This is a genomic window from Microbacterium testaceum (genome assembly GCF_001476655.1).
GTDB lineage: Bacteria > Actinomycetota > Actinomycetes > Actinomycetales > Microbacteriaceae > Microbacterium > Microbacterium testaceum_C.
Map to the genome: position 1 here is coordinate 1 of NZ_LDRT01000016.1, position 12,145 is coordinate 12,145.

11 protein-coding genes, 1 tRNA gene and 1 pseudogene are annotated in these 12,145 nt (G+C 69.0%); 5 read left to right on the forward strand and 8 right to left on the reverse strand.

The genetic code is table 11. The features are described from left to right. The 3 genes from NS220_RS03050 to NS220_RS03055 all read left to right on the forward strand — a co-directional run. Nucleotides 1-695 (forward strand): class E sortase (locus NS220_RS03050; protein WP_058622643.1); only part of this gene is annotated, 695 nt, incomplete at its 5' end. Beyond that, the gene (locus tag NS220_RS19980) at nt 695-850 is read left to right on the forward strand and encodes a hypothetical protein (RefSeq protein WP_193755258.1); all 156 of its coding nucleotides are present in this window, start codon (nt 695-697) and stop codon (nt 848-850) included. The genes NS220_RS03050 and NS220_RS19980, both read left to right, overlap by 1 nt. After that, nucleotides 847-1,503: an anthranilate synthase component II gene (locus NS220_RS03055; protein WP_058622635.1), complete on the forward strand. Its 657-nt coding sequence runs from the start codon at nt 847-849 to the stop codon at nt 1,501-1,503. The genes NS220_RS19980 and NS220_RS03055 overlap by 4 nt, the downstream gene beginning before the upstream one ends. On the opposite strand, the gene pknB is transcribed toward NS220_RS03055, so the two are convergent. The 7 genes from pknB to NS220_RS03090 are packed head-to-tail and all read right to left on the reverse strand — an operon-like array spanning nt 1,475 to nt 10,379. Further along, a complete protein-coding gene (pknB, locus tag NS220_RS03060) occupies nt 1,475-3,178 on the reverse strand; it encodes a Stk1 family PASTA domain-containing Ser/Thr kinase (protein ID WP_081322955.1) in 1,704 nt (567 codons plus the stop codon). The genes NS220_RS03055 and pknB overlap by 29 nt on opposite strands. Before the next feature lie 36 nt (nt 3,179-3,214). After that, on the reverse strand, nt 3,215-4,960 hold the full coding sequence (locus NS220_RS03065; protein ID WP_058622636.1) for a serine/threonine-protein kinase: 1,746 nt from the start codon (nt 4,958-4,960) through the stop codon (nt 3,215-3,217). Beyond that, on the reverse strand, nt 4,957-6,414 hold the full coding sequence (locus NS220_RS03070; RefSeq protein WP_058622637.1) for a peptidoglycan D,D-transpeptidase FtsI family protein: 1,458 nt from the start codon (nt 6,412-6,414) through the stop codon (nt 4,957-4,959). The genes NS220_RS03065 and NS220_RS03070 overlap by 4 nt, the downstream gene beginning before the upstream one ends. Before the next feature lie 49 nt (nt 6,415-6,463). Beyond that, nucleotides 6,464-7,864 carry an FtsW/RodA/SpoVE family cell cycle protein gene (locus NS220_RS03075; protein WP_058622638.1) on the reverse strand — a complete coding sequence of 467 codons (1,401 nt, stop codon included), beginning with the start codon at nt 7,862-7,864 and terminating at the stop codon, nt 6,464-6,466. Further along, nucleotides 7,861-9,099: a PP2C family protein-serine/threonine phosphatase gene (locus NS220_RS03080; RefSeq protein WP_058622639.1), complete on the reverse strand. Its 1,239-nt coding sequence runs from the start codon at nt 9,097-9,099 to the stop codon at nt 7,861-7,863. The genes NS220_RS03075 and NS220_RS03080 overlap by 4 nt, the downstream gene beginning before the upstream one ends. Nucleotides 9,100-9,108: 9 nt before the next feature. Then, nucleotides 9,109-9,645: an FHA domain-containing protein FhaB/FipA gene (locus NS220_RS03085; RefSeq protein WP_058622640.1), complete on the reverse strand. Its 537-nt coding sequence runs from the start codon at nt 9,643-9,645 to the stop codon at nt 9,109-9,111. After that, nucleotides 9,642-10,379: an FhaA domain-containing protein gene (locus tag NS220_RS03090; RefSeq protein WP_058622641.1), complete on the reverse strand. Its 738-nt coding sequence runs from the start codon at nt 10,377-10,379 to the stop codon at nt 9,642-9,644. The genes NS220_RS03085 and NS220_RS03090 overlap by 4 nt, the downstream gene beginning before the upstream one ends. 154 nt (nt 10,380-10,533) lie before the next feature. On the opposite strand from NS220_RS03090, the gene NS220_RS03095 reads away from it, so the two are divergent. Next, a tRNA-Leu gene (locus tag NS220_RS03095) sits at nt 10,534-10,617 on the forward strand. Between the two features lie 184 nt (nt 10,618-10,801). On the opposite strand, the gene NS220_RS03100 is transcribed toward NS220_RS03095, so the two are convergent. After that, nucleotides 10,802-11,728, reverse strand: a complete 927-nt coding sequence (locus NS220_RS03100) for a DUF368 domain-containing protein (RefSeq protein ID WP_058622642.1) — start codon at nt 11,726-11,728, stop codon at nt 10,802-10,804. Between the two features lie 84 nt (nt 11,729-11,812). Here NS220_RS03100 and NS220_RS03105 point away from each other — a divergent pair. After that, a pseudogene (locus NS220_RS03105) lies at nt 11,813-12,145 on the forward strand (hypothetical protein); the annotation flags it as partial.

A 12,145-nucleotide genomic window follows, 5' to 3' on the forward strand; every position in this document is an offset into this window, starting at 1 on the left:
TGCGCGGTGTAACATGTCTTTGTGACGTGGCCTGGCGGCGTGGGATCGGGGACGCGGTCACCGTGTGTCATGAAAACAACGAGGCGAACTCGCTCACCGAGCAGTGGGCGACCGACCCGCCTCCGCCCCTCCCGTCCCCGTCCGGGTCGCCCACGGGGTCGCCCGCCCCGACGGCGCCGGCGACCGCGGATCCGCCCGAGCTCCCGCAGCCGGGCAACGGTGAGGTCTTCGGGGTGATGCGCATCCCTCGTCTCGGTGCGGACTGGCAGTTCAAACTCGCCGGCGGGGTGAGCTCCTCGGTGACGCTCGACCCGATCGGCATCGGTCACTACCCCGACAACGCGATGCCGGGACAGGTCGGTAACTTCGCCGTAGCCGGACACCGGGGCAGCCACGGCGCGCCGTTCGCCGATCTGCCGTCCTTGCGGATCGGCGATGCGATCGTCGTCGAAACCCCGGACGGCTGGTACACCTACCGCTATCGCAACCTCGAGTACGTGCAGCCCGATGGTGTCGGCGTGCTTCTGCCGGTCCCGCAGGACACGCAGGTCGAGGCGACGGATCGGTTGATCACCATGACGACCTGCAGCCCTCGTTACGGCTTCTCGGAACGTGCCATCGGCTACGGGGTGTTCGAGTCGTTCACCCCTCGCGCCAACGGTGCCCCTGCCTCGCTGACCTCTGGAGCCGCCTGATGTACGGAGCCCTCTGGCGTGTGCTGCCCGGACCCTGGTGGGTGCGCACCCTCATCCTTCTCGTCCTCGCGGCCGCGATCCTCTACGGCCTGTTCTTCTACGTCTTCCCCTGGGTGAGCGACATCGTGTACCCGCAGGAGGTCACGGTCGAGTGACCCGGTGGCGCGTGGTCGTCGTCGACAACCGCGACAGTTTCGTTCACACGCTCTCCGGGTATCTGAGCGATCTCGGCGCGCAGGTCGAGACGGTATCGGCCGACGACGCGTCCCTCTCGGGATCGCTTTCGCGGCGAGCGGATGCCGTGGTGATCTCACCCGGCCCGGGCCACCCGGACGCCGCGGGCCGGTCCGTCGAGGTGATCCGCTCGGCGCACGCGAACGGCATCCCTCTCCTCGGGGTCTGTCTCGGGCACCAGGCCATCGCCGTCGCCTTCGGTGCCCGCGTGGATCATGCCCCCGAGCTCCTGCACGGCATCACGAGCCGGATCCGTCACGACGGGCGCGGCCTGTTCGCCGATCTGCCCGATGGGTTCGTGGCGACGCGATATCACTCCCTGGCCGTGCGGGAGGAGACCCTCCCTCCGGATCTCGAGGTCACGGCGCGCACCGACAGCGGAGTGATCATGGGGCTCCGTCACCGGTCCGCGCCCCTCGCGGGCGTGCAGTTCCACCCGGAGAGCGTGCTGACGGAGCGTGGACATCAGTTGCTCGGACGGTGGATGCAGGATGCCGGATGCGAGGGCGCCGCCGAGAGAGGCGCCTCGCTTCACCCTCGCGGTGTCAGGAGCCGGAGCACGAGATCAGTGTGATCTCACTGTGCACCGGCACCTCGCCGGGGGCCAGCGACTGCGTCTTGACCGTCGGCGACGGCTTCGACGCGGGGCAACTGGGATCTTCTTCCGTCTTGACCGTCAACTGCATCGCGTCGGATTCGAGCTGACGCTTCGCGGCGTCCACGGTGTAACCCGTGTAGTCGACGATCACGACCTGGCCACTGGCGACGACGAGGTTGACCGTGGTGCCCTTGGCGATCTCGGAGCCGGACGTGACGCTCGACGACACGATGGTCCCCGCGGCGAGGGAGGGGTCGTTCTGACGCCGGATCGATCCGACGGAGAGCCCCGCCTGCTGCAGAGCAGTGCGGGCCGCCTCTTCGCTCATCCCCTCGAGAGTGGGGACCGTGGCCAGGTCGGGTCCGCTGGAGACGTACAGGACGACCTCCTGGCCCGCGGCCACCGAGGTGTCGGCCGCAGGAGTCGTCCGCGTCACATTGCCGGCGGCGATCTTGTCACTGGGCTCGTCGACGCGCTTGGCGGTGAGGTCCTGGCCCTGCAGGGTCTCGACGGCGCGGTCGTACGACATGTCCACGACGTTCGGAACCGCGCGTCCCGCGGACGGAACATCGTTCGACGGTTGGATCTGCATCACCCAGAACAACACGGCGACGAGCAGGACGGCGAGTACCGTGACTCCGGCCCAGATCCACGCGACGGGCGGACCGGGCTGCGTGCGACGCATCGTGGTGTCGGTGCTCAACTGGCGCAGCGAACGCGCCGTCTCGGCGGCCTGCCGCGGGTTCGGGCCGTACAGCTCGTTCGACAGTGCCGACATCTGGCGCTTGGTGGGTCCCTTGCCGTCGACGGTGGCATCCAGGGCTTCGCGGAAGCTCGCGGCATCCTGCGGACGCTGGAACGGATCCTTCGCGAGGGCGCGGAGGACGATGGCATCCAGAGCCGTCGACACCGTCTCGTTGACCTCGCTCGGCGGCACCGGGGCTTCGCTGACGTGCTGATACGCGACGGCGACGGGGGTCTCACCGCGGAACGGAGGGCGACCTGTCAGCAGTTCGTAGAGAACGACGCCCGTGGAGTACAGGTCGGCGCGCGCATCGACCGACTCGCCCTTCGCCTGCTCGGGGGAGAAGTACGCGGCGGTACCGACGATCGCCGTCGTCTCGGCGACGGTGGAGGAGGAGTCGGACACCGCGCGGGCGATGCCGAAGTCCATCACCTTCACGCCGCCGGACTCCGTGATCATCACGTTCCCGGGCTTGATGTCGCGGTGCACCACACCGGCGCGGTGAGAGTACTCCAGCGCCTCCAGGATGCCGTCGGCGTAGCGCAGGGCGTCGTCGGTCGGCACCGGGCCGGCGGCGATGATGTCTTTCAACAGACGCCCGTGCACCAGCTCCATGACGATGTACGGAACAGGGCGTTGCTGACCGTCGGTGCCCGTCTCGACGTCCTCACCGGCATCGAACACCCGCACGATCGTGGGGTGTGCCATGCGCGACGCGGCTTGTGCCTCGAGGCGGAAACGCGTGCGGAACGCCGCGTCGCCGGCGAGGTCGGCCTTGAGGATCTTGATCGCCACGGTACGCCCGAGGGTCTGGTCGTAGCCACGGTAGACGCTCGCCATCCCGCCGCGACCGATGAGGTCGTCCACGCGGTAGCGTCCCGACAGGACGCGCGTCTCAGTGGTCACGAAAAAACTCCAGGCGTGGTGCGTGTGCGAGAGGGGTCAGTTCTTGGGGCTTGCGCTCGGGCTCGGCGACGAACCACCGGTGATGGTGGCCGACGCCTCGCCCGAGGGACCCGCGGTACGGTCGGTCCCCGAGCAGCTCACCGTGTAGGTCACCTTGAGGGTCGACCCGGGGGAGTTGTTCACCATCAGCTCGGCGTTGCGCTCGTCGGGCGAGAACGACGCGGTCGAGGAGCCGTTGGTGACGAAGGTTCCACCGGTCGCGGTGAAGTTGTACGACGTGACGTTGCCCGTGCCCGCGGGGCACGTGTACTGCTGCCACGAGACCTGCTCCGTGGATCCGGCGGGGACCGACGCCGGCAGCGTGGGCGTGCTCGGCTGGGTCAGCGGCGTCTCTTCGCCGTACGTGGTCACCGTGATGTTGGTGCCGGCGGGGTTACGGCCCGTCGGATCGACGGTGTAGACCTTGCCGATCTCGTCGGCGTTCGTCGCGGCGTTTCCGGTGGCGCACGTCGCCGCGAGGTTGTTCTCGCGGAGGATCGCGCGCGCCTGGTCACAGGTGCGACCCATGAGATCGAGGGCGTCGACGTCGATCAGGCTCTGCGACGGCGTCGAGGAGGGTGTCGGTGTCGACGCACTCGGTGTCGGGGCGGGAGCGGTCGGCGCCGTGCTCGAGGGAGCGGCATCCGGCTCGTTCTGGTTGGTGAGCAGGGCGGCGAGGGTCCCGCCGAGCACGAGCACGAGCAGCACGATGAGAGCGATGAGCGGCCACGTGAGGCGGCTCCGCTTCTTCTTCGGCGGCACGGTCTCTTCGGTGTGCTCCTCGGTGAGCAGCGACGTCGCCGCCGGCGTCGGCATCAGGCGCGTCGCCGCGCTCGTCTGCCCGGGCGAGAGGAGCTGGGTGACATCGTCGGCGACGGCCGCTCCGGCGGCGATCGCGGGGACGGCTGCGGCGGCGGCCGCGAGGTCGCCGCGACGCAATGCCGTCGCGGCGCGCGAGACGGCGGCGGCCGAGGCGGGACGCTCGTCGGGCTTCTTCGCGATCATCGCCATCACGAGGTTCTGCACCGGGACCGCGACGGTGGGAGGCAGGGGAGCCGGCTGCTCGTTGATCTGCGCCATCGCGATCGCGACCTGCGACTCGCCGGTGAACGGGCGCTTGCCCGCGAGGCACTCGTACGCGACGATGCCGAGCGAGTAGATGTCGGTCGCGGGCGATGCCGGGTGTCCCGATGCCTGCTCCGGCGAAAGGTACTGCACGGTGCCCATGACCTGGCCGGTGGCCGTCAGCGGCACCTGGTCGGCGATGCGCGCGATGCCGAAGTCGGTGATCTTGACGCGACCGTCGGGGGTGATGAGCAGGTTGCCCGGCTTGATGTCGCGGTGCACGAGACCCGCCGCGTGCGCGGCTTGGAGTGCGGCGGCCGTCTGCGCGACGATGTCGAGCGTCTTGTCCGTTGAGAGCGATCCCTCGCGCTCGATGATCGTCGACAGTGCCTCACCGGGGACGAGCTCCATCACGAGGAAGGCGCTGCCGTCTTCCTCGCCGTAGTCGAACACGCTGGCGATGCCCTCGTGGTTGACCAGAGCGGCGTGACGGGCCTCGGCGCGGAAGCGCTCGAGGAACCCGGGGTCGCCCATGTACTCGTCTTTGAGGATCTTGATGGCGACGGTGCGTCCGATGACGTGATCCGTCGCCTCCCACACCTCGCCCATGCCGCCGATCGCGATACGCGAATCGAGCTCGTAGCGTCCTCCGAAGGTCACTCCCTGCGTCGGTCTCATTTACCCAGCACCGCCTCCATGACCTTCTTTGCTATCGGGGCGGCGATGTCGTTGCCGCTCCCGCTCTGCCCCTGGCCCCCGCCGTTCTCGACCACCACGGCGACGGCGACCTTGGGGTCGTCGGCCGGAGCAAAACCCGTGAACCAGAGCGAGAACGGACGGGTGGCGCCGTTCTCGGCGGTCCCGGTCTTACCCGCGACCTGGACCCCGTCTATTCTTGCATTCGACGCGGCGCCGTCCTGGACGTTCGCCGTCATCATCGAAACCATCTGCGCGTCGAGGTTCGCATCGAGCGCACGGCCGAACTCGCTGTCGGATCGTTCGTCGGTCACCGACAGGTCGGACTCGATGACCCGGTCGATCATGCGAGGGTTCATGACCACTCCGCCGTTGGCGATCCCCGCGGAGACCATCGCCATCTGCAGCGGGGTGGCGGTGACCTGCCCCTGCCCGAATCCGCTGAGCGCGGTCTGCGCGGCGTCGAGGCCGGCGGGGTAGCTGGAGGCCGTCGAGGTGAGCGGCATCGAGAACTGCTTGTTGAAGCCGTACTTCTCGGCCTCGGCGCGGATCGTGTCGTCGCCGAGCTCGACGGCCAGCTCGGCCATCGGGATGTTGCAACTCAGCCGCAGCGCTGTCGCGATCGTGACGGTGTCGCCTCCGCCGCACGTCCCGCCGCCCGCGTTGCGTACGACGCTCGTCGACTGCGGCAGCGTGTACTCGCTGACGTTCGGGAAGGACGAGTCGGGGGTGTACTTGCCGGATGCCAAGGCCGCCGACGCCACGACGAGCTTGAACGTCGACCCCGGAGGGTTGAGGTTGCCCGCGATAGCACGGTTGTCCATGGGCCGCGAGGGGTCGGACATCAGCTGGTCGTACGCGGAGTTGACGGCATCCGTGTCATGCGAGGCGAGGGCATTGGTGTCGTAGCTGGGGGTGGACACCATGGCGAGAATGCGGCCGGTCGACGGCTCGATCGCGACCACGGCCCCCTGCAGGCCCCCGAGGGCATCCCATGCGGCGCGCTGCACATTGGCGTCGAGCGACAGCTCCACGTTCGCTCCGCGGGGAGCCTGGCCCGTGATCGCGCGGTTGATGCGGGAGAAGAACTCGTTCTCGCCCGAGCCGCTCAGCACGGTGTTCTCGGCGTCCTCGATCTGCGTCCGAGAGTCGAGGACCGCGTTGACGTACCCGGTGACCGGCGCCCACATCTGCGCGTCGGTGTACTGGCGCTGCCAGCTGTACACGTCATCGGCCGGCACCGACTGCGCGATGGGCGTGCCGCTCGCGATGATCGAGCCGCGCTGGATCTCGTACGAGTCGTACAGCGCGCGCGTGTTCCCGGGCGTGTTGGTGAGGTTGCCCGCTTGGGCGACCTGGATGATGCTCGTCGACGCGAAGAGAGCGACGAACATCGCCAGCATCACGATGCTGAGGCGTCGGAGTTCTTTGGTCACGGTGCCTCCTCCGGTCGGGGAGCGCCGAGGGGCGCGGTCGTGGGCGTCATCAACCGATCACCACCCGGGGGCGGCTGCGCACGGCATCCGAGATCCGGAGCAGGAACGCGACGATGATCCAGTTGGCCACGAGCGAGGAGCCGCCGGCGGCGAGGAACGGGGTCGTGAGGCCGGTCAGCGGGATCACGCGCGTGACACCGCCGACCATGATGAACACCTGCAGCGCGATGGTGAAGGAGAAGCCGGTCGCCAGGAGCTTGCCGAAGTCGTCCTGCCCGGCCAGTCCGATGCGGATGCCGCGGCTCGCGAACACCATGTAGAGCGCAAGGATCGCGAAGAGTCCGACCAGCCCCAATTCTTCGCCGAGGCTCGGCACGATGTAGTCGCTCTGCGAGAGGGGCGTGATGTAGGGGCGTCCCTGACCCAGGCCGGTGCCGAACAGGCCGCCGTGCGCAAGGCCGAAGATGCCCTGGACCAGTTGGTAGCTGCCGCCGTCCGCGTTGACGACGTCGGTATTGAAGGCGTCGAGCCAGTTGGTGAACCGGCCGTTGACGTACGGCAGGACCCGGGACGCCAGGAATGCTCCGGTGGCGGCGAGGACCACGCCGATGAGCACCCAGCTCGTTTTGCCGGTCGCGACGTAGAGCATCGCCACGAACATGCCGAAGATGAGCAGACCGGTACCGAGGTCGCGCTGCAGGACGATGATGCCGAGCGACACGAGCCAGATGATCAGCAGCGGTCCGAGCTCGCGCGCACGCGGCCACGTCATGAAGAGGAAGCGCGTCCCGGTCGAGGTGAGGCTCTCGCGCGTGCGGACCAGGTATCCGGCGAAGAAGATCGCGAGGCAGATCTTCGCCAGCTCACCCGGCTGGAACGACACGAAACCGAGCGAGACCCACACGTCGGCGTTCTGCTCCGTTCCCAGGCCCGGGACGAACGGCAGGAGGAGGAGCAGGATGCCGATCAGGCCCGAGAGGTAGGTGTAGCGGAACAGCACGCGGTAGTTGCGCACGAAGATCACCACCGCGAGGGCGGCGACCAGGGCGATGGCCGCCCAGGCGATCTGGCGGTTGGACGTGGCATCCCAGCCCGCCAGGCGCACCGCGAGGTCGATGCGGTAAATCATCGCGATGCCGATGCCCGTGAGCACCGTGGCGATCGGGAGGACGAAGGGGTCGGCGTCTCGCGCGCGCAGGCGCAGGACGACGTGCATGATCAACGCGAGGACCGCGGGGATGCTCGCGAGCGTGAGGAAGCCCGACTCGACCGTGCCGTTCACGCCGAGTTGGACGAGCACGAGCGCGGCACCGTAGACGACGATCGCGAAGAGCAGCAGGCCGAGCTCGCGATTGCGCTGCGTGGCGGGGACGCGGATCTTCTTCAGCGCGCGCATGACGGCCGTGTCGGTCGACACGGCGTTGTCGCGGGTCAGCTTCTGGTCGGTCATCCGCTGGCCTCCTGAGCGGGACGCAGACGCTTCACGATCTGTTCGGCGTCCGACAGGGAGCGCGCCGAGATCGTGGCCTCGACCGTCTGGCGGTCGAAATCGGTGAGGTCGGCGAGGACGATGTTCGTGTCTTCGTAGACCGACGACAGGGAGAACGGTCCGATGGACTGCTGGATGCCGCGGTAGATCACGACCGAGTCGTCATCGGCGCCCACGTAATACCGGGTCTGCGTCCAGTTGTAACCGGCGAAGAGTCCGAGACCGATGCCGGCCAGCACGATCACCAGTGCGGCCAGCCAGCCGAGGCGGCGGCGCCGCGCGCGGCGACGGTCTTCTTCGATGAGTTCCTCGAGGAACTCCGCGGCGGGTTCGAAATGCGTCGGCTCGTTCGCCGCCTGCCGGACGGGGTGCAGCCAGTTCGAGCGGGGCGGTCGCGCCGCGGGGACGACCACGCCGGCCGGGTTCAGGGCCGAGCCGACGATGGTCGGTGTTCCGGTGAACAGCGGATGCTGGCCGCCCACGTCGACGATGACGACGGTGACGTTGTCGGGGGCTCCTCCGTCGAGCGCCTGCTTCAGGAGCGCGTCGGCGGTGCGGGCGGGTGGCATCCCGAGCGCCAGAGTGCGGTCGGTGTGCGCGTCGTCGACGACACCGGAGAGCCCGTCGGAGCAGAGCAGCCAGCGGTCGCCGTCCTGCGTCGGCATGATGAACGTGTCGATCTCGGGATCGGGGTCCATGTCGCCGAGGACGCGCATGAGGACCGAGCGCCGCGGGTGGTACCGCGCCTCTTCCGGGGTGATGCGGCCCGAGTCGACGAGGCGCTGCACGAACGTGTGGTCGGTGGTGATCTGCGTGAGTTCGCCGTCGCGGTACAGGTAGATGCGCGAGTCGCCGATGTGCCCGATGACGGCGTAGTCGTCGACCATGATGAGGGCGCTCACGGTCGTGCCCATGCCCGCCAGCTCGGGACGGCGTGCCACGGTGTCGATGAGCTCGGCGGCGGTGTCGGACAGGGCGTCGCGCAGGGCGTGCTCGGCATCCGCGGGCGTCGGGAAGGGCTGGTCCAGCTCGGTCAGGCGGTGGATCGCGAGGCTCGACGCGACATCACCGCCCGCGTGGCCGCCCATACCGTCGGCGACCACGAAGAGATTCGAGCCGGAATAGCCCGAATCCTGATTGTTGGAGCGCACCTTGCCCGTGTGGGAGATGGCGGCGCTCGAGCCCTGGAAGACCATGGAGGAGGGTTACTTCCTCAGCTCGAAGGTCGTCGCGCCCACCTTGATCGGAGCGCCGACCTTCACCTGCACGGGGGATGCCACGCGCACCCCGTCGTGTGTGGTGCCGTTGGTCGAGTCGAGATCTTGCAGCATCCACTGGTTGCCCCACAGCACGAGGCGCGCGTGGTGGCTCGAGGTGTAGTCGTCGCGGACGACGAGACCGGATTCGCTCGAGCGACCGATCGTGAGCGGCTCGGTGCCGAGCGGGAGCTCGAGGCCGACCTTGGGGCCGCTCGTGATGACGATGCGCGACACGGTGTCGGTGGTGGCGAGTCCCCCCGCGGGGGCCGGTGCGGGGGCGGCCGGCCGCTTGACCTGCGTGGTCACCGCGTCGGGAGGGGCGACCGGCGCCGGCGCGGCGGGCGCGGATGCCATCGGCTCGGGCAGCTTCCGCACCTTGACGCCGAACAGGTCGGCGCGCAGCGAGTAGACCACGCCGAAGACGAAGAACCACATGAGGACGAGGAAGCCGCCCTGCAACAGCAGAAGAGTCAATGGACTCATGACAGGGGCCCCCGCTCCCGAACGTCGAACATGCGCGTGGCGTCGGAAACCGCCGCGCGTCGGGCCGGCTGGGCCTGCGCCACCACACGGAAAACGATCGTGGTGCGACCGATGGAGATGGTCGAGTCAGGCGGCAGTGCGGCTTCTGACACCTTACGGCCGTTGAGGGTCGTGCCGTTCGTCGACCCGAGGTCGCGGACCATCGCGCGTTCGCCGTCCCACAGGATCTCGACGTGCTTGCGGCTGGTTCCCGCGTCGGGGATCGTGATGTCGGCGTCGCTTCCGCGCCCGATGACCGTACGGGCCCGGGTCAGTTCGTGACGCGTGCCGTCGATGTCGACCACGCCGCGCCACGCCACCTTGCCCTCGCTCGTCTGCGAGTCGACGCGGAGAGTCCCCGTCGACAGCGACGGATCCCGCTCGATGGAGATGGTGAGCGGACCGGCGAAGGAGTAGCCCTGCGTGCTCGCGTGCTTCTTGACGAGCGTGGTGAGCTCGGTCACCAGGGTCGACCCCAGCGCGCTCATCTTCTCGTCGTCCGCGGGCGACAGGCGCACCGCGAACGTGTTGGGCGCGAGGATGCGGTCGCGGGTGACCACAACGGCCTTCTTGTCGAGTTCGCTGCGCAGCGCCGAGGCGATCTCCACCGGCTGGATGCCGCTACGGAAGGTCTTCGCGAACGCACCGTTGACGGCGCGTTCGAGACCCTTCTCGAAACTGTCGAGTAGTCCCACGAGACTCCTTCGGGCAGGCAGACCAGTAGGCACATCGTAGTCAGGGCGCCTGTGCAGGTCATGGATGCCGCGTGCGGAGCCCGCGTTTCGCCGTGTCGAGGCAGCCGTGATATTCTCGGGAAGTTGGTCGCGTGGCATCCTGGATGCCGCGCACGCGCGAGTGGCGGAATAGGTAGACGCGCTGGCTTCAGGTGCCAGTGCCTTCACGGGCGTGGGGGTTCAAGTCCCCCCTCGCGCACAGACGAGAAAGGCCCCCGGGTTCGTCCCGGGGGCCTTTCTCGTCTGTGCGGGGTCAGCCTCTTTGCGGGGCTGTGGCGGCGTCGCGAACGTCGAAGAACTCCGCGAACCTCGCGGTTTCGGCGCCGAAATCTGCGAGGGTCCCGCGATTCTGCGAGGAACGCGCCCGCGGCGTGGCCGCCGCGTCACCGCGACGCGGGCGGCCGGCGCGTGAGACGCGCTTGCATCCAGACCACGAGGAGCACCACCGCGGCACCGGCCGCGGCCAGAAGGATCGTCAGAGTGATGTCACCGGAGGGCGAGAGGGCCTGCCCGGCGTCGTCCTGCCAGGGCCAGAGGGCGCGGAGCGAGCCGAGCATCAGCCCCGTCATCAGTGCGAGCATGCCCGCGTGGAACCGGGCCAGGAGCAGGCGCAGGACGTTGACGAAGAGGCTCAGCCCGACGACCGCACCGACGGCGAACGCCAGGATGTACGGCATGTCGCGCTCGTTCAGCGCGACCAGCGTCGTCTCATAGAGCCCGAACACGAGCAGCAGGAACGCTCCGGAGAGCCCCGGGAGCACGAGCGCGCAGACGGCCACCGAGGCCGCCACTGCGACGACGACGAGCGGCGGATCGTCGACCGAGCCGGAGGGCAGACCCGTGACGACGAAGGCGGCCGCGGCGGCGACGAGCGCGAGGAGGCCCAGCCGCCAGGTCCACTCCCGACCCAGCAACCGGATCGGGATGAGCAGGGATGCCGCGATCATGCCGCCGAAGACCGCCCGGGTCTCGGTCGGGTAGTCCTGCACGAGGGGCGCCAGGACGCGCGCGCCGAGGACGACCGCGAGCACCATGCCGATGAGCACCGGCGCGACCACGCGCCATCGGACCGCCCGGAAGTGCCGGGCGCTGCGCGCGAGGCCACGTCGACGCACGACGTCGGTCGCCGCGACCGTGCCGCGCACGATGTGGCTCGCCGCGTCGATCAGCGTCGCGTAGACCCCGACGATCAACGCGACCGTTCCTCCGCTGACCCCCGGGATGACTTCCACCGCCCCGATCAGGGCGCCGCGGACCACGTCGAGAGCGGGGCGGAGGGGCGAACGTCGGTCGGCAAGGGTGTCGGCCATTCGCTCAACGGTAGGCGAGGGTCACCCGGTGGCCAAACCGTCTTCGTTTCCCGCGCCATGCGGTTTCCGCGCTTTACTGGGCGGATGCCGAAGACCCGACGCACCGGTCTGATCGTGACGCTCGCCCTCGGCGGTGCTCTCGCCGTGCTCGCGGTGTGGCCGCAGCTGGTCGGCGCCCAGCGACTGCAGGTGGTGGCCCAGCTGATCCCGTTCCGCGCCATCCTGGCTCTCGGCTTCGCCGCGCTCGCCGTGGTCGCGGGGCTGGTTGCGGTGCTCCGGCGTCGGTGGGGCGTGGCCGCGGGGCTGGCGATCGTGCTCGCCGCGGCATCCATCGGCAACGGTGCCGTGCTCGTCGTGCGGGGTGGGGGCGGGGCGTCCGCCGAGGGCGAGCTGGTCGTGGCCGCATGGAATACCTAC

Excerpts from the sequence above, each read along its gene's own strand:
- NS220_RS19980 (WP_193755258.1), top strand. The coding sequence starts at position 695 with ATGTACGGAGCCCTCTGGCGTGTGCTGCCCGGACCCTGGTGGGTGCGC.
- NS220_RS03065 (WP_058622636.1), bottom strand. The coding sequence starts at position 4,960 with ATGAGACCGACGCAGGGAGTGACCTTCGGAGGACGCTACGAGCTCGAT.
- NS220_RS03075 (WP_058622638.1), bottom strand. The coding sequence starts at position 7,864 with ATGACCGACCAGAAGCTGACCCGCGACAACGCCGTGTCGACCGACACG.
- NS220_RS03080 (WP_058622639.1), bottom strand. The coding sequence starts at position 9,099 with ATGGTCTTCCAGGGCTCGAGCGCCGCCATCTCCCACACGGGCAAGGTG.
- NS220_RS03085 (WP_058622640.1), bottom strand. The coding sequence starts at position 9,645 with ATGAGTCCATTGACTCTTCTGCTGTTGCAGGGCGGCTTCCTCGTCCTC.
- NS220_RS03100 (WP_058622642.1), bottom strand. The coding sequence starts at position 11,728 with ATGGCCGACACCCTTGCCGACCGACGTTCGCCCCTCCGCCCCGCTCTC.